Source organism: Allobosea sp. CER48, from assembly GCF_044752385.1.
Classification (GTDB): Bacteria; Pseudomonadota; Alphaproteobacteria; order Rhizobiales; family Beijerinckiaceae; genus Allobosea.
This window is the reverse complement of sequence record NZ_JBIWYK010000020.1, coordinates 1-15505: the sequence shown is the minus strand read 5'-3', so window position 1 is coordinate 15505 and position 15505 is coordinate 1. Positions and strand designations below refer to the sequence as shown.

The following is a 15505-nucleotide window of genomic DNA, read 5'->3' as shown; positions in this document are numbered from 1 at the left end:
GTCAACGATTCCAGCGGTTTCTGGCGCCGCCAGGGCTTTCGCGAGGTGGACGACCCCGCGCTTGCCCGCAAGCTTGCCAGCTATGACGACGCGGCCCGTTACATGCGCCGCGATTTGGAAAGCTGACGCGACAGGCGTCGGCAAAGGACTGAAGAGAGGAACGCCATGAGCGCCGATGACAAGCTGAAGGAACTGGGGCTGACGCTGCCGGAGGTGCCGACGCCGGTCGCGACCTATGTCAGCTTCAAGCAGGTTGGCGACATGATCTATCTCTCCGGCCAGGGGCCGAAGCGGGCAGACGGCACCTACCCGACCGGCAAGGTCGGCGCCGACGTCACGATCGAGCAGGCCTACGAGCACGCCAGGCAGACGGGTCTCGGCCTGCTCGCCGCGATGAAGAAGGCGGCGGGCTCGCTCGACAAGGTCGAGATCGTCAAGCTGCTCGGCATGGTCAACGCCGCGCCGGACTTCTCCGATCATCCCAAGGTCATCAACGGCTGTTCGGACCTGTTCGTCGCCGTGCTCGGCGACCGCGGTCGCCATGCCCGCTCGGCCGTCGGCATGGGCTCGCTGCCGAACCGCATGACCGTCGAGATCGAGGTCATCGTCAAGGTGCACCCATGAGCGTGACCGCGACCACCTCGCCGGCCGTCGACCAGCCGGCCGCCACGCCGCTCGCGGCCGAGATCGCGCGCGTCTACGGCACCCCCGCCGTGGTGATCGACCTCGACAAGGTCGATGCCAACATCGCCCGGCTGCAGGCAACATGCGACGCCGTCGGCATCGCCAACCGTCCGCATATCAAGACGCACAAGTCGCCCGAGCTGGCGCGGCTCCAGATCGAGGCCGGCGCGCGCGGCATCACCTGCCAGAAGCTCGGCGAGGCCGAGGTCATGGCCGATGGCGGCATCGACGACATCATGATCAGCTACAACATCCTCGGCGAGGAGAAGCTGGGCCGTCTCGGCGCGCTGCAGCGCCGCGTCAGGATGATCGTCGCCGCCGACAATCCCGTCACGATCTCGGGCCTGCCGCGTGCGGCAGCCATCGCTGGCCGCGACCTCGAGGTCGTCGTGGAGTGCGACACCGGCCGCAAGCGCGCCGGCGTCGAGACGCCCGGCGAGGCGGTCGAACTCGCCAGGATGATCGCGGCCTCGCCCGGCCTGCGCTTCGCCGGCTTCCTGATGTATCCGCCGGAAGATGGCTGGGAGCGGACGCAGGTCTTCCTGGACACCGCCAATGCCGGCCTGCGCGATGCCGGTCTCAAGGCCGACATCGTCTCGACCGGCGGCTCGCCCAATTTGCCGCATATCGGCAAGCTCAAGGGTTCGACCGAGCACCGCTCGGGCACCTCGATCTTCAACGATCGCATGCAGATCGCGGCTGGCGTCGCGACGCTGGATGACTGCGCGCTGACCGTCTACGCCTCGGTGGTCAGCCGGGCGGCGCCGGAGCGCGGCATCCTCGATTCCGGCTCGAAGACGCTGACCAGCGACAAGGGCAATCTCGACGGCCACGGCCATATTCTCGAGTATCCGCTGGCCCGGATCGCGCAGTTCGCCGAAGAGCACGGCTTCCTCGATCTCTCCGGCACGAATGAGCGGCCCGTGGTCGGCGAAGTCGTCCGCATCGTGCCCAACCATGTCTGCGTCGTCGTCAACATGGTCGATCGGCTGATCACCGTGCGCGGCAACAAGCTGATCGGCGAGCTTCCGGTCGCGGCGCGCGGCAAGCTGACCTGAGCAGAGACCGCCTGCAGGCGGAGCGCTGAAGACTGCAAGAACAGGAAAGGGCCGCTGTCGCGGCCCTTTTTGTTTCGCGGGGCAATCGCCCGCCGAGGCGTCCCGCCGCCGGCGACGCTATTCCGGGTGGCGCGCGTTCCAGTTCGCGGCGTAGTCCTCGCAGAGCCTGTCGAGCTCGGCGCGGTCGGTGACCCCGGCGGGGCGGCTGCGCGAAGGGGCGGCCTGCTGGAATGGCACGTAGCGCTGATGCGCCACCCGCCAGAGCCGGCGCAGCTCCTTCAGCGGCTCGACGTGATCATCGACGCGGATGTCGAAGCTCGGCACCGGCTCGCCGTTCCAGATGCGGATAGCGGCGGATTGCTTGCCGCGCTTGTCGCCGCCTGCCTTCTCCCCGGCCTCCAGCGCCACCAGCAGGCGCTCGTCGAAGTCGCGCGCGGAGGCCGCGATATAGGCCTTCAGCGACTCCTGCACGACCTCCGGCCCGGACAGCATGTTGCCGGCGACGGAGACTTGCGGCCCGTCGACCGCTCCGCACCAGTCGATGCAGGACGCGCCCGTATGGGCGGCGATCCGGCCGTCGCGGTCGATGACATGGAGCTGGCGATGGGCACGGCCCTCGTCGGCCGCGGTCAACGTCGCGACGATCTCGAGGGCCGAGCGGCCCTCCTGCAGAAGCCGCAGGCCGTCCACCCCGTAGAGCGGATTGACGAAGGCCTGGGTCGCGATGGCGCCGATCCGGCCGCCGCCATAGGGCACTCGCGAGCCGACGGCGAAGGCGCAGGTCGAGACGGCGACGCCATAGGCGCCGGTGGCGGCGTCGCGCGCGACGATGGACCAGGTCATGCTGCGAGTTCCTCAGCGGCCGGCGGCATAGGCCTGCATCAGACGCGGCGTGGCCGCCGCGCGCAAGAGCCCGTCATTGCCACGTTCCGCCGCAGTGAGGCGCCCGACCGTCCAGGCCGGCGCCTTTTCCAGCACATGGCCGCGGCGTTCCAGTTCGGCGAGCGCGGCGGCGCCGATGCTCTCCTCGATCATCATGTGGCCGGGCCGCGAGCTGCGCGGATAGAAGGACGAGGGGAAATGCTGTGTATGGAACAGCGGCAGGTCGATCGCCTCCTGCAGGTTGAGGCCGTGATGGACCCGGCGCAGGAAGAGGCCGAGCTGCCATTGCTCCTGCTGGTCGCCGCCCGGCGTGCCGAAGGCGAGGCGAGGCTCGCCCTTCTCGAAGGCGATCGTCGGCGTCAGCGTCGTGCGCGGACGCTTGCCGGGCGCGAGCGAGGAGGGCAGGCCTTCCTCCAGCCAGAACATCTGCGCGCGGGAATTCAGCGGGAAGCCGAGTTCCGGAATGACCGGCGAGGATTGCAGCCAGCCGCCCGAGGGCGTCGCCGCGATCATGTTGCCCCATTTGTCGATGACGTCGATATGGACGGTATCGCCCTTGCGCCCCGCCGCGACCATCGAGGCCATGGTCGGCTCGCCGACGCTGGCGCCGCCCTGGGCCGGCTGGGCGATGGCGCCGAGCGCCTTGAGCGCATGCGCGACCTGGGCCTCGTAGCCCGGCACGATGCCGGGGCGCAGCTCCAGCGAGGCGCGCTCGCCGATCAGGCTGCGCCGCGCGGCGGCGTAATCCACCGACAGCAGGGTGTCGAGCGGCACCTTCACGAAGTCCGGGTCGCCGTAATAGGCCTCCCGGTCGGCGAAGGCGAGCTTCATCGCCTCGACGACGTGGTGGACGAATTCGGGACTCGCCGGCCCCATCCCGGCGAGATCGACGCCCTCCAGGATCTTCAGCGTCTGCAGGAAGGCGGGGCCCTGACCCCAGGGGCCGATCTTGAAGACCTCCCAGTCATGATAGGTCGTGGAGGTCGGCGTCTCGTAGGTCGGCCGGTAATTCGCCATGTCGTCCGCGGTCAGCAGGCCCTTGTTGCGACGGCCCGATGAATCCATCACCTCCTGCGTGTGGCAGAAGCGATCCATCGCCTCGGCCACGAAGCCCTTGTACCAGGCGTCATAGGCGCCCTGGATCTGCTCCTGCCGGTCGCTGCCCTTTGCTTCCGCCTCCTCGAGAATCCGCCTGTAGGTCGCGGCTGCGGCCTTGTTGGCGAAGAGCTTGCGTGCCTCAGGCACATTGCCGCCGGGGAGGTAGACCGCGCCCGATGTCGACCAGTCGTTGGTGAAGAGGTCGGTCAGCTCGCGGATCGAATCCGAGACGCGCGGCAGCATCGGGTGCCCGTTCTCGAAATAGCCGATCGCCGGCTCCAGAACCTCGCGCAGCTTGAGGCGGCCGTGGTCGCGCAGCAGCGTCATCCAGCCGCCGAAGGCGCCGGGGATCACGGTGGCGAGAAGACCGGAGCCGGGGATCAGGTCGAGGCCCAGCGCCTTGTAAGCCGCGATCGTGGCGGCTTGCGGTGCCGGGCCCTGGGCGCAGAGCGTCTCGACCTTCTTCGTCTCGGCCGAATAGAACACCGCCGGCATGTCGCCAGCGGGGCCGACGAGATGCGGCTCCACCACTTGCAGCACGAAGGCGGCGGCGGCGCAGGCGTCGAAGGCGTTGCCGCCCTTCTCCAGCATCGCCATGCCGGAAGCGGTGGCGAGCCAGTGCGTCGAGGTGACGACGCCGAAAGTTCCGAGGATTTCGGGGCGGGTCGTAAACATGGGCGTGTCCTTGAAAGCCTAGTTTTCTTTTGGATCGAGCGCGTCGCGCAGGCCGTCGCCGAGCAGGTTGAAGCCGAGCACGGCGAGGAAGATGCAAATGCCCGGCGCCACCGACATCCACGGCGCCTGCTCCATGAAGTTCTTGGCGACGTTGAGCATCTGCCCCCAGGACGGTGCCGGCGGCTGCTGGCCGAGACCGAGGAAGGAGAGGGCAGCTTCGAGGATGATCGCCTGCGCCATGAACAATGTCGACTGCACCACGATGGGGGACAGGGTGTTGGGCAGGACATGGCGGAACATCAATCGCAGGTCCCGCGCGCCGACCGCGCGCGCCCCCTCGACGAAATCTTCCGCCTTCACGCTCATCACCTGGCCGCGCACCAGCCGGATGAAGATCGGCACGGCCGACAGGCCGATCGCGATCATCGCGTTGGTCAGCGACGGCCCGAGTATCGCGGCGAAGGCGATGGCGAGGATCAGGAAGGGGCAGGCCAGCAGTGCCTCGGTGACGCGCGAGATCACGATGTCGGTCCAGCCGCCATACCATCCCGCCAGCAGCCCGAAGGGCAGCCCGATCACCACCGCGATCAGCACGGAGACGATGCCGGCCAGCAGCGAGGCCTGCGCCCCGAAGAACAGCCGCGAGACCTGATCGCGGCCGAGTTCGTCCGTGCCGAACCAGTAGATCTCGGAGGGCGGCTTGCGGATGGCGAGGAAGTTGGACTTGAACGGGTCGGCCAGCGGCAGGATCGGCGCGAGCACCGCCATCAGCACGAAGACCAGCACGATGCTGCCGCCGAACAGCGCCGATTTGTTGCGGACGAGGCGGGAAAGCACGCCGGGACGCGCGGCAAGCCCGGCCGAAGCGCCGGCGGAGGAAATGGAATCGAGCGACGCCATCAGCCGCTCCTCAGGCGCGGATTGACGAGGATGTAGAGGATGTCGGCGATCAGGTTCATCAGGATGAAGCCGATGGCCGTGCACAGCACGACGCCCTGGACCACGCCGTAGTCGCGGTTGAACACCGCGTCGACGATCAGCTTGCCGAAGCCGGGGATGGTGAAGACCTGCTCTGTCAGCACCGCGCCGGCGAGCAGTTCGCCGAAGAGCAGCGTCGTCAGCGTGATGATCGGCACCAGCGCGTTACGCAGCGCATGGCGATGCACGACCGTATCCTCGTCGAGCCCCTTGGCGCGGGCGGTGCGGACATAGTCGGAGCGCAGCACCTCCAGCATCGCCGAGCGGGTATGGCGCATCAGGAAGGCCGCGAGCCCGTTGCCGAGCACGAAGGCCGGCATGATCAGCCGCTGGATCGCCTCCCAGGGGTGGACGAAGATCGATTCATAGCCCGAGGCCGGCAGCCATTTGAGATGCACCGACACGAGCAGGATCAACATGATCCCGAACCAGAAATTCGGGATCGACAATCCTGACAGCGCCACCGCGCTGGCGGAATAGTCGACGACCGTGCCCTTGCGTCGCGCAGCGAGGATGCCGATCGGAATGCCGATGCAGATCGCGACGAGGATCGAGGCGGTGGCGAGCTGGATCGTCACCGGCAGCTTCTGCAGGATCAGGTTCAGCACAGGCTCGCCGGTGCGCAACGAGCGGCCGAAATCGCCCTGCACGACCTGCCCGAGCCAGGCGAAGAACTGGACGAAGACGGGATCGTCCATGCGGTAGATTTCGCGCAGCCGGGCGATCACCTCAGGGTCGCGCTCCTCGCCGGCGATGACGAGGAAGGGGTCGCCCGGCAGCGCACGCTGCAGGGCGAAGACGAAGAGCGATACCAGGAACAGCGTCGGTATCGCTATCAGAAAGCGGCGAATGACGAGCGTGGCCATGGGCCACTCCTCACGGCATGGGCGCCGTCACGAACGCTTCAGCCCGGCAAGCCGGATCATCCCGTCCGGGTTGATAACGAACCCCTGCATATTGGCGCGCATCGCGAAGAACACCGTCTGGTTGTAGAGATAGACGATCGGCAACTCGTCCTGCAGGATCTTCTGCGCAGCGTCGTAAAGCTTCTTGCGCTCGGCCGGTTCGTAGACGGTACGGGCCTGGTTGAGCAGCTTGTCGACTTCGGGGTTGGAGTACTTGCCGTCGTTCTGGCCGCCGCCGGTGGTGACGAAGGGGTGGATGTTGCCGTCCGGGTCGATGCGGCCGGACCAGCCGATACGGCTCATCTGGAACTTGCCCTGCTGCTGGTCGCGCAGCTGGCTGGCGAACTCGGTAGAGCGGATCTGGATGTCGATGCCGGCTTCCTGCGCCATCGCCTGGATCACCTGCCCGAGCTGGGCGTCGACGGGGTTGTTGGTGACGAAGAGCTCGGCCGTGACCTTGGGCTGCCCGGCTTCCTTGAGCAGCGCCTTGGCCTTCGCGACGTCGCGCGCGGGAACAGGCAGGTCGGCGCTGATATAGAAGTTGCCGGGATTGAAGGGCTGGTTCATCGGCTCGTAGAGCCCTTCGAACACGACCTGGCTCAGCACCTTGCGGTCGATCGAGAGAGAGAGAGCCTGGCGCACGCGCTTGTCCTGGCCCATCGGCTGCTTGGCCGCATCGCCGTTGCTAGTGTTGATGGTGATGCCCTGGTAGCCGAGATTGGCCATGCTCATGACCCTCAGCGACTTGTCGGATTGGGCCGACTTCACGTCGGTCGGCGCGAGCCGCTCCAGCATGTCGAGCTCGCCGGAGCGCAGATTGGCCAGGCGCACCGTCGTGTCGGGGATCGAGCGATAGATGATGCGGTCGAAATTGTACTTGTCCGCCTCCCAATGCTCCCGGAACTTCTCCAGCACGATGCGGTCATTCTGGACGCGCTCGACGAATTTGTAGGGGCCGGAACAGACCGGCTTCGCCGTGACGTCGCCTGAGAGGGTCTTGGGCGACAGCATCATGCCGGCACGGTCGGTCAGCTGCGACAGCAGCGTCGCGTCGGGGCGCTTCAGCTTCAGCACCAGCGTCGCCGCGTCGGGCGCCTCGACCTTGTCGACCGAGGCCAGCTCCGATTTGCGCAGCGAGTCCGGCAGCGTCATCGCACGTTCCAGATTGGCCTTGGCGGCTTCGGCATTGAAGGGCTCGCCGTCATGGAACTTCGCGTCGCCGCGCAGCTTCATCGTCAGCGTCAGCCCGTCCGTGGAGAAGCTCCACTCCGTCGCCAGCCGCGGCACCAGCTTCAGCTCCGGCGTGATGTCGACCAGCCTGTCGCACAGGCCCATGAAGACGATGCGCCCGACGAAGGTGCGCGCCTTGTGCGGGTCGAGCATGTCCGGGTCTTCCTGCAGCCCGATGCGCAAGGTCGAGGGCGCCTGTGCCAGAGCGGGCAGTGCGGCGAGCGCGAGAGCGGCAGCAGAGACGGCAACCTTCAACAGCTTCATGCTTTCCCCCGTTTTTGATGGTTTTGTGACAGCGCATCCGGCGGCGCCGGCAAAAGCCAGATCGCCGAATTCGTTCCTCATGGCACCAAACTGACTCAGAATGGCGGGGCCGTCGATCATGCGCCGCATCAATTCGCGGGCAGCGCTGCCTCATCGAAAGGCAGCGCTGGACCACGGGCGGGCAAAGCGGCGACGCATGCCGTCAGGGCGACGGCCGGATGCGGCGATGGCGGTCGCCTAGCCGGTGATCGGCCGCTAGAACTGGTGGGAAGAACCGAGCCGGATGTCCGGGGGAGAGGACCGAATGCTGCTGGGCGTGATTGCCGATGACATGACCGGCGCGACCGATGTCGCGCTGATGCTGAACCGTGCGGGCATGCGGACCGTGCAGGTCATCGGCGTGCCTGCGGCGGGCAGCACGCTGCCGGAGGCCGATGCGGTGGTCGTCGCGCTGAAATCCCGGACCAACCCGGTGTCGGAGGCGGTCGCGGATTCGCTCGCGGCCTGCGAGGCGCTGCTGAAGGGCGGCGCGCGCCAGATCCTGTTCAAGTACTGCTCGACCTTCGATTCGACCGCGGAGGGCAATATCGGCCCGGTCGCGAATGCGCTGGCGGAGCGGCTGGGCGCCGGGCTTGCGATCGTCTGCCCGGCTTTCCCGGCCAATGGCCGCTCGATCTATCAGGGCTATCTCTTCGTCGGAGCCGTGCCGCTGCACGAAAGCTCCATGAAGGACCATCCGCTCACGCCGATGCGGGATTCCAACCTGATGCGGCTGATGGCGGGGCAGGCCGGGACGGAGGTCGGGCTCGTCGACTACACGAGCGTGCTCGCCGGCCCCAGCGCCGTGAAGGCGCGCCTCGCCAGGCTGCAGGCCGACGGCGTGCGCTATGCCGTCACCGACGCCCTGACCAATGAGGATCTGATGACGCTCGGCCATGCCGTGTCGGAGCATGTCCTGCTGACCGGCGGCTCGGGCATCGCCATGGGCCTGCCGCAGAACTTCCGCCGCGCCGGCCTGCTGCCGGAGCGTCCCGGCCCGCAGGATCTGAAGGCGCCCGCCGGCCGCGCCGGCATCATCTCCGGCAGTTGCTCGACCGCGACGCGCGGGCAGATCAAGGCGGCGCTGGACGCTGGCTACCCGGCGCTCAAGGTCGATCCGCTGGCGCTCGCCGATGGCAGCCAGGATGCGGCGGGGCTCGCCGACTGGGCGCTGGCGCAGCCGCAGGACAAGCCGTTCCTCGTCTATTCCAGCGATGACCCGGCCGAAGTGTCGGCGGTGCAGGACAAGCTCGGCCGCGAGAGGGCCGGCAGCATCGTCGAGCACGCCTTCGCCGAGGTCGCCAGGCGCCTGTCTGAAGGCGGCGTGACGCGGCTTCTCGTCGCGGGTGGCGAGACCTCCGGCGCGACCGTGCTCGGCCTTGGCATCCGCACCCTGGAAATCGGGCCGGAAATCGATCCCGGCGTGCCCTGGACGCGTGTCGTCGACGGGCCGGAGATGGTCGTGGCGCTGAAATCTGGCAATTTCGGCGCGCCGGACTTCTTCCTGAAGGCCTGGAGCCTGCTGCGCTGAGGCCCGATTTTCCTGAGCTGAATCTCGTATAGGATCACTGCATCGATCTGCGAGGCGGAGCCCGGTTTTCGGGAGCGCGAGCCGGGTCGAACTGGGAGCCAGCATGGATATGGCGTTTCTGGGCGAACTGCTGACCAGCGTGGCCGACCGCGGGCGCGCCCTGATCGGTTTCGAGCGCTTCCTCGGCAATCGCGCCCGCCCGATCGACAGGCTCTGCGAGGATCTGCTCTCCGGCCGGGGCGAGGCCTCAGGAATGGCGCTGGCGCAGGCGGTGCTCGACGCTTGGCAGCGTCTCGACCAGCCCGGCCGGCTCGCCTTCTTCAACCTGCTGCAGGAGCGCTTCGGGCCCGATCACGGCCGGCTCGAAAAGGCGATCGAGGCCTATCGCACCAAACCCGACGCGGCGGCGATCTCGGCGCTGCATCTTGCTGCCGAGCCACGCCGCCAGGAACTGCTGCGCCGCCTCAACCTCGCGCCGGAAGGCACGCCCGTGCTGGTGCGGATGCGCGAGGCGCTGTTCGAGGCGATGGAAAAGCAGGCCGATCTCAAGGCGGTCGACGACGATTTCCGCCATCTCTTCGGTTCCTGGTTCAACCGCGGCTTTCTCGTCCTGCGCCGCATCGACTGGCGCACGCCGGCGAACGTGCTGGAGAAGATCATCCGCTACGAGGCGGTACACGAGATCCAGGGCTGGGACGATCTCAGGCGCCGGCTGGAGCCGGCCGACCGGCGCTGCTTCGCCTTCTTCCATCCCCAGCTCGTCGACGAGCCGCTGATCTTCGTCGAGGTGGCGCTGACCACCGAGATCCCGCGCAGCATCGGCGAGGTGCTTCAGCCCGAGCGCGAGGTGCTGCCGGCGCAGCAGGCGACGACGGCGGTTTTCTATTCGATCTCGAACTGCCAGGAGGGGCTGCGCGGCATCTCCTTCGGCAATTTCCTGATCAAGCAGGTCGCGGAAGACCTGAAGCGCGAACTGCGCGAACTCGACACCTTCGTCACGCTCTCGCCGGTTCCGGGCTTCGGGCGCTGGCTGGCCGGCATCGCGGCGGAGCCGGGCGAGGTCGCCCTGACCAATGAGGAGCGTGCCGAACTGGCGCGGCCGGCCGGCGAGACCATCTCGCTCGACGATGCGACCAGGGCGCGCCGCGACAAGCTGCTCGGCCAGATGATGGCGGAGTACATGCTGCGGGCTCGCACGAGCTCGGGCCGGGTCATCGACCCTGTCGCGCGCTTCCATCTTGGCAACGGGGCGCGGCTGGAGCGCATCAATGTCGGCGGCAATCTCTCGGCGCGGGGCTTGCGCGAGTCGCACGGCGTCATGGTCAATTACCGCTACGACCTCGACGACATCGAGACCCATCACGAGGCTTTCGCCACGCGCAACACGGTGGTGGCCTCGTCCGGCGTGCGCAAGCTGCTGCGCCCCGCGGCGAACTAGAGCATCGGCCGGAAAAGTGCGACGCGGTTTTCGGACAAGGCCGATGCAGAATCAAAAAGCCGGAATATCGGACTGAATGCGGTATTCAGTCCGATATTCTGAGACGGAAACGCCTGGAAGGACCCGAAATCATGGGCAATCACCTGTTCGATCTCATCCGCTCGCGCATGCCTGCGCCGGATGCGCCCTTCGCCGAGCTCGATGACGGAAGGCGGTTCTCCTATGGCGACATGCTGGATGTCTCCGCCCGCTTCGCCAATGCCCTCGCGGCGCTTGGCGTGAAGCCAGGCGACCGCGTGGCGGTGCAGGTCGAGAAGAGCTTCGAGGCCCTGATGCTCTATCTCGGCACCGTGCGCGCCGGCTCGATCTTCCTGCCGCTCAACACCGCCTATACCCCGGCCGAGATCGAGTATTTCCTCGGGGATGCCGAGCCTGCCGTCTTCGTCTGCGATCCGGCCAAGGCGCAGGCGCTGCGTCCCTATGCCGAAAAGGCCGGCGCGAAGCTCGAGACGCTTGGAATCGGCACCGGCAGCCTGCTCGACAAGGCGAATGCGGCCTCGGCGGAATTCGCCGATGTCGCGCGCGGACCGGATGACCTCGCCGCCATCCTCTACACCTCCGGCACGACCGGCCGCTCCAAAGGCGCGATGCTGAGCCACGACAACCTGTCGTCCAATGCGCTCGCGCTGGTCGACTACTGGCGCTTCGGCCAGGGCGACGTGCTGCTGCACGCTTTGCCGATCTTCCACACGCACGGCCTCTTCGTCGCGACCAACGTGATCCTGTTCGCCGGCGCCTCGATGATCCTGCTGCCCAAGTTCGATCCCGATCAGGTCTTCAGATACCTGCCGCAGGCCACGAGCATGATGGGCGTGCCGACCTTCTACGTCCGGCTGCTCCAGGATGCCCGGCTCACCAGGGAGGCGACCGAGCACATGCGCCTCTTCGTCTCCGGCTCGGCGCCGCTGCTGGCGGAGACGCATCGCGAGTGGAGCGCCCTGACCGGCCACGCCATTCTCGAGCGCTACGGCATGACCGAGACCAACATGAACACCTCGAACCCCTATGAGGGGGATCGCGTTGCCGGCACTGTCGGCTACCCGCTTCCGGGGGTCTCGGCGCGCGTCGTCGACCCCGAGACGGGCAAGACGCTTGGAGCCGACGAGATCGGCATGATCGAGGTCAAGGGCCCGAACGTCTTCAAGGGCTACTGGCGCAATCCGGAGAAGACCAAGGCCGAGTTCCGGCCCGACGGCTTCTTCATCACCGGCGACCTCGGCAAGATCGACCCCGCCGGCTACGTCCACATCGTCGGGCGTGGCAAGGACCTGATCATCACCGGCGGCTACAATGTCTATCCCAAGGAGGTCGAGACCGAGATCGACGAGATGCCGGGCGTGATCGAGAGCGCCGTCATCGGCGTGCCGCATCCCGATTTCGGCGAGGGCGTCACCGCTGTCGTGGTCGCCAAGCCCGGCGCGGATATCACCGCGAAAGGCATCGCCAGCGCGCTGGAGCAGCGGCTCGCCAGGTTCAAGCAGCCCAAGCAGGTCTTCGTCGTGGCCGAGCTGCCGCGCAACACCATGGGCAAGGTCCAGAAGAACCTGCTGCGCGAGCAGTACAAGGACATCTACGCCAAGCAGCTGAAGGCGGGCGAGTAGCCGCTTCGGCGTCATTCTCGGGCGAAGCGGAGCTTCGACCCGAGAAGCTCATGCAGCAAGAGGCGCCCCTCTTTCCAGAGATGCTCGGGTCAAGCCCGAGCATGGCGGCACTTGCAGCAACGGCTCAAACCAGCGCCGGAACGCCGAGTTCGATCGTCTCGCCATCGGCGGGGATGCGCAGGCGCTTCATGTCGACGCCGCGTTCCTTGGCGGATTTCCGCAAGGCCGCGCGGTCGACCGTGGCGTGATCGAGCGCTTCCATATGCGTCGCGATCACCGTCGCGCGCGGGAAGGCCTCCGCCAGATCGAGCGTCTGATCGCCATCCATGACGATGAGCGTGTTGTCCCACATCGCGCCACAGGAATGGGTGACGACGATGTCCGGCCCGGTCGCCGCCACCGCGTCCCGCAGGGGCGGGTAGAGCACGCTGTCGCCGCACCAGTACAGCGTCGGCTCGCCCGGCGCCTCGAAGCTCAGCCCCATCACCGGGCCCATCAGCTCGACGACCGCGCCGGTGCCGTGCTGGGCCGGATGCCGCTTCAGCACGATCTGGCCGAGCCTGACGAAGCAGTCGATCGCGGTGATCGAGGTGAAACCCGCCTGCGCGATCGCCGCCTCGTCTCCGGGCTGGCAGATGATCGGCAGGTTCTTCGGCAGGCGCTCCTTGGCGACCTCGTCGAAGTGATCGGCATGGAGATGCGAGACGATCACCGTATCGACGCCCGCGATGATGTCCTCGATTGGCTCCGGCAGATCGACCATCGGGTTCTGCGAGCGTCCGGTGAAGGAGCGGCGGCTGTGACGCGGGCCGAAATCGGGGTCGATCAGGAAGGTCCTGCCGCCATAGTCGAGTTTCAGCGTCGCGTTGCGGAGAAGTTTGAGCTTCATATCCGTCGGCTCCTCATCTGGGATTGGCATTGTTCCGCATCCCGAGGCAGCGCGACCAGTTCGGATTTGTGAAGCTCTTCCCACGTTCGCGTGACGTATCAGGCAGGAGCGAACTGGCCGTAGGGCACGGCCTGGCGCGCGTTGCGCAGCGCGCTCGCCCACCAGTGCAACTGTGCCAGCATCGTCGCCATGGCCTGCTCGGCCCGGTCGGCGTTGAGCAACTGCCCCTCGCCATCGAAGCGGCTCCAGACATCGGCGAAGGCGACACCGTCGCGGATCGGGGCGGCGTGCAGTTCTCCGAAGACGAGGCGCAGCTGCTCGACGGCGCGCAAGCCTCCGGAGATACCGCCATAGGAGATGAAGCCGACGGGCTTGCCGCGCCATTCCGGCCCTACGGCGTCGATCAGGAATTTCAGGATGGCCGGGTAGCCGCGATTGTATTCGGGCGTCACCACGACGAAACCATCGGCCCAGCCGATGATCTGGCGGAGTTCCTCGAGAGCCGGGTGCTTGCCGCTGACATGGCGCGGCGGCAGGTCGATCTCGCCGGGATCGACGACGGAAAGGTCGAACGGGCCGTCACCCTGGATCTGCGAGATCGCCCAGCCGGCGACCTTGTCGCAGAAGCGGCCTTCGCGGCTGCTGCCATAGATCAGGGCCAGCCTGATCCTCGTATCGACCTTCTGGTGCATGGATCGCTCCGGTTTGCATCGCGGGAGCGGGGCTTATAGAACCTCAAGTAAGGTTAAGGTCAAGAGGCGTTTCCGATGTCCCAGCAATGGTCCTTGCCGGGCGAGCTCAGCGTCGGCGATGTCGCACGGCGCAGCGGCCTCGCTGTCTCGGCCCTGCATTTCTACGAGGCCGAAGGGCTGATCCGCAGCCACCGGACACCGGGCAACCAGCGGCGTTACCCGCGCGAGGTTCTGCGCCGGGTGGCGATCATCAAGGTGGCGCAGCGCGCCGGCATGCCGCTGAAGACCATTCGCGAGGCCTTCGAGGCCCTGCCGCAGGAACGTACGCCGACCGTCGCTGACTGGACGCGGCTGTCTTCCGCCTGGAAGGAAGAACTGGAACGCCGGATCGAGCGGCTGACGCGGCTGCGCGACCATCTCGACGGCTGCATCGGCTGCGGCTGCCTGTCGGTGCGCGACTGCCCGCTCCACAATCCGCTCGACCGGCTGGCCGGGGAGGGGCCGGGGCCGCGCCTCCTCGATCCGGAGTAAAGCTCAGCCGGCCTTGTAGAGCGTGTCCAGCGGCAGGCGAGCGACATCGGCCAGCAGCTCGACGAAACCCTTCGCCTGCATGGCCGCGGTGGCCTTGCCCTTCGCCGCCGTCGCAAGACTGGCATCACCGACCGCGCCGGAACGGTTCACGTCCTGCGCCATCCAGGCGAAGGCATGCGGGCCCGTCGGGCGCAGATGGGTGTAGCCTTCCTCGGCCATCGTCACCGTGTGCGGCTTGAAATGCCCGGCCTTGCTCATGTCGACGAGGTCGGGCCGGAAATGCAGCATCAGCGAGGTCTCGACATCGCCGCCATGGATGCCGTGGCGGATGTCGAGTTCGTCATAGAGCCCATCCGGCAGGCCGAAAGACGTCCAGGCGGTGCAGACGGCGAGCATGCCATGGCTGACGCGCAGCTCGCGCGCGACGATCTTCATCGGGTCGACATTGCCGCCGTGGGAGGTGACCAGCACGAGCTTGCGCAGTCCGGCGCGCGTCACGCTCTCGCCGATCTCGATCCAGGAGCGGATCGCGCTGTCCCAGCCGATCGTCAGCGTGCCTGGCGAGTGCAGGTGTTCGTTCGACTTGCAGACGGCCTGCGTCGGCAGCACGAGCACGTCGAGATCTGCCGGCACGAGCGGCATCGCCTCGGCCAGCATGGCGTTCATCACGGTGGTGTCGACCGAGACCGGCAGATGCGGGCCATGCTGCTCGATCGCGGCCAGCGGCAGCACCGCAACGGTGCGCTCGGGCGACAGCCCGGCGAAATCGGAACTCTTCAGATCGCCCCAGAAACGTGCGGTCATGCGCTGGCTCCCAGCCGGTTGATCGCCGCGCTGTCGAGGATGCGCTCCGGCGCGCCGTCTCGCGCGACCCGGAGCATCGCCCGGCCGACCTGCTCGGTCGAGGTCACATAGCGCGGCAGAAGGGGGTGGAGTACCGCCCAGAGTGG

Annotated in this window: 14 protein-coding genes; 6 read left to right on the top strand and 8 right to left on the bottom strand. The window is 67.2% G+C overall.

All coding sequences use genetic code 11. From position 1 onward, the window contains the following. The first annotated feature begins 165 nt into the window (after positions 1-165). Entirely contained in the window at positions 166-624 is a 459-nt protein-coding gene (locus tag ACIPIA_RS01905) for a RidA family protein (RefSeq protein WP_400506125.1), read from the top strand. Continuing rightward, positions 621-1742, top strand: a complete 1122-nt coding sequence (locus tag ACIPIA_RS01900) for a D-TA family PLP-dependent enzyme (protein ID WP_400506123.1) — start codon at positions 621-623, stop codon at positions 1740-1742. Before ACIPIA_RS01905 ends, ACIPIA_RS01900 begins: the two co-directional genes overlap by 4 nt. A 117-nt stretch (positions 1743-1859) precedes the next feature. Here the strand turns inward: ACIPIA_RS01900 and ACIPIA_RS01895 are convergent, their stop codons facing one another. The 5 genes from ACIPIA_RS01895 to ACIPIA_RS01875 are packed head-to-tail and all read right to left on the bottom strand — an operon-like array spanning position 1860 to position 7774. Next, the gene (locus tag ACIPIA_RS01895; RefSeq protein WP_400506121.1) at positions 1860-2585 is read right to left on the bottom strand and encodes a DUF1028 domain-containing protein; all 726 of its coding nucleotides are present in this window, start codon (positions 2583-2585) and stop codon (positions 1860-1862) included. Between the two features lie 12 nt (positions 2586-2597). Further along, positions 2598-4397, bottom strand: coding sequence for a gamma-glutamyltransferase family protein (locus ACIPIA_RS01890; protein WP_400506119.1), 1800 nt, complete (start codon positions 4395-4397; stop codon positions 2598-2600). Positions 4398-4415: 18 nt separating this feature from the next. After that, positions 4416-5297 (bottom strand): ABC transporter permease, encoded by an 882-nt coding sequence (locus ACIPIA_RS01885; RefSeq protein ID WP_400506117.1) that lies wholly within the window; start codon positions 5295-5297, stop codon positions 4416-4418. Then, positions 5297-6241, bottom strand: a complete 945-nt coding sequence (locus ACIPIA_RS01880) for an ABC transporter permease (protein ID WP_400506115.1) — start codon at positions 6239-6241, stop codon at positions 5297-5299. Before ACIPIA_RS01880 ends, ACIPIA_RS01885 begins: the two co-directional genes overlap by 1 nt. Before the next feature lie 27 nt (positions 6242-6268). Next, a complete protein-coding gene (locus ACIPIA_RS01875; RefSeq protein ID WP_400506114.1) occupies positions 6269-7774 on the bottom strand; it encodes an ABC transporter substrate-binding protein in 1506 nt (501 codons plus the stop codon). Between the two features lie 304 nt (positions 7775-8078). Between ACIPIA_RS01875 and otnK the strand changes: the two genes are divergently transcribed. The 3 genes from otnK (at position 8079) to ACIPIA_RS01860 (ending at position 12443) form a co-directional block, all read left to right on the top strand. Beyond that, on the top strand, positions 8079-9344 hold the full coding sequence (otnK, locus tag ACIPIA_RS01870; RefSeq protein WP_400506112.1) for a 3-oxo-tetronate kinase: 1266 nt from the start codon (positions 8079-8081) through the stop codon (positions 9342-9344). Between the two features lie 103 nt (positions 9345-9447). Next, positions 9448-10782 carry a malonyl-CoA decarboxylase gene (locus ACIPIA_RS01865; RefSeq protein ID WP_400506110.1) on the top strand — a complete coding sequence of 445 codons (1335 nt, stop codon included), beginning with the start codon at positions 9448-9450 and terminating at the stop codon, positions 10780-10782. A 131-nt stretch (positions 10783-10913) separates the two neighbouring features. Further along, positions 10914-12443, top strand: a complete 1530-nt coding sequence (locus tag ACIPIA_RS01860; RefSeq protein WP_400506108.1) for a malonate--CoA ligase — start codon at positions 10914-10916, stop codon at positions 12441-12443. A gap of 124 nt (positions 12444-12567) precedes the next feature. Here ACIPIA_RS01860 and ACIPIA_RS01855 read toward each other — a convergent pair whose 3' ends face one another. Both ACIPIA_RS01855 and ACIPIA_RS01850 read right to left on the bottom strand, forming a co-directional pair. Beyond that, a complete protein-coding gene (locus ACIPIA_RS01855) occupies positions 12568-13332 on the bottom strand; it encodes an MBL fold metallo-hydrolase (protein ID WP_400506107.1) in 765 nt (254 codons plus the stop codon). 98 nt (positions 13333-13430) lie between these two features. After that, on the bottom strand, positions 13431-14024 hold the full coding sequence (locus ACIPIA_RS01850; protein WP_400506105.1) for an NADPH-dependent FMN reductase: 594 nt from the start codon (positions 14022-14024) through the stop codon (positions 13431-13433). 75 nt (positions 14025-14099) lie between these two features. On the opposite strand from ACIPIA_RS01850, the gene soxR reads away from it, so the two are divergent. Next, positions 14100-14555: a redox-sensitive transcriptional activator SoxR gene (gene soxR, locus ACIPIA_RS01845; protein ID WP_400506103.1), complete on the top strand. Its 456-nt coding sequence runs from the start codon at positions 14100-14102 to the stop codon at positions 14553-14555. Between the two features lie 3 nt (positions 14556-14558). Here the strand turns inward: soxR and ACIPIA_RS01840 are convergent, their stop codons facing one another. Beyond that, positions 14559-15359 carry a creatininase family protein gene (locus ACIPIA_RS01840; RefSeq protein WP_400506101.1) on the bottom strand — a complete coding sequence of 267 codons (801 nt, stop codon included), beginning with the start codon at positions 15357-15359 and terminating at the stop codon, positions 14559-14561. Between the last annotated feature and the right edge of the window lie 146 nt (positions 15360-15505).

What these genes read in the sequence shown, in the direction of transcription:
- ACIPIA_RS01875 (WP_400506114.1), bottom strand. Translation starts at nt 7,774, where the DNA reads ATGAAGCTGTTGAAGGTTGCCGTCTCTGCTGCCGCTCTCGCGCTCGCC.
- ACIPIA_RS01890 (WP_400506119.1), bottom strand. Translation starts at nt 4,397, where the DNA reads ATGTTTACGACCCGCCCCGAAATCCTCGGAACTTTCGGCGTCGTCACC.
- otnK (WP_400506112.1), top strand. Translation starts at nt 8,079, where the DNA reads ATGCTGCTGGGCGTGATTGCCGATGACATGACCGGCGCGACCGATGTC.
- ACIPIA_RS01905 (WP_400506125.1), top strand. Translation starts at nt 166, where the DNA reads ATGAGCGCCGATGACAAGCTGAAGGAACTGGGGCTGACGCTGCCGGAG.
- ACIPIA_RS01900 (WP_400506123.1), top strand. Translation starts at nt 621, where the DNA reads ATGAGCGTGACCGCGACCACCTCGCCGGCCGTCGACCAGCCGGCCGCC.
- ACIPIA_RS01840 (WP_400506101.1), bottom strand. Translation starts at nt 15,359, where the DNA reads ATGACCGCACGTTTCTGGGGCGATCTGAAGAGTTCCGATTTCGCCGGG.
- ACIPIA_RS01885 (WP_400506117.1), bottom strand. Translation starts at nt 5,297, where the DNA reads ATGGCGTCGCTCGATTCCATTTCCTCCGCCGGCGCTTCGGCCGGGCTT.
- ACIPIA_RS01855 (WP_400506107.1), bottom strand. Translation starts at nt 13,332, where the DNA reads ATGAAGCTCAAACTTCTCCGCAACGCGACGCTGAAACTCGACTATGGC.
- ACIPIA_RS01880 (WP_400506115.1), bottom strand. Translation starts at nt 6,241, where the DNA reads ATGGCCACGCTCGTCATTCGCCGCTTTCTGATAGCGATACCGACGCTG.
- ACIPIA_RS01895 (WP_400506121.1), bottom strand. Translation starts at nt 2,585, where the DNA reads ATGACCTGGTCCATCGTCGCGCGCGACGCCGCCACCGGCGCCTATGGC.
- soxR (WP_400506103.1), top strand. Translation starts at nt 14,100, where the DNA reads ATGTCCCAGCAATGGTCCTTGCCGGGCGAGCTCAGCGTCGGCGATGTC.
- ACIPIA_RS01850 (WP_400506105.1), bottom strand. Translation starts at nt 14,024, where the DNA reads ATGCACCAGAAGGTCGATACGAGGATCAGGCTGGCCCTGATCTATGGC.
- ACIPIA_RS01860 (WP_400506108.1), top strand. Translation starts at nt 10,914, where the DNA reads ATGGGCAATCACCTGTTCGATCTCATCCGCTCGCGCATGCCTGCGCCG.
- ACIPIA_RS01865 (WP_400506110.1), top strand. Translation starts at nt 9,448, where the DNA reads ATGGATATGGCGTTTCTGGGCGAACTGCTGACCAGCGTGGCCGACCGC.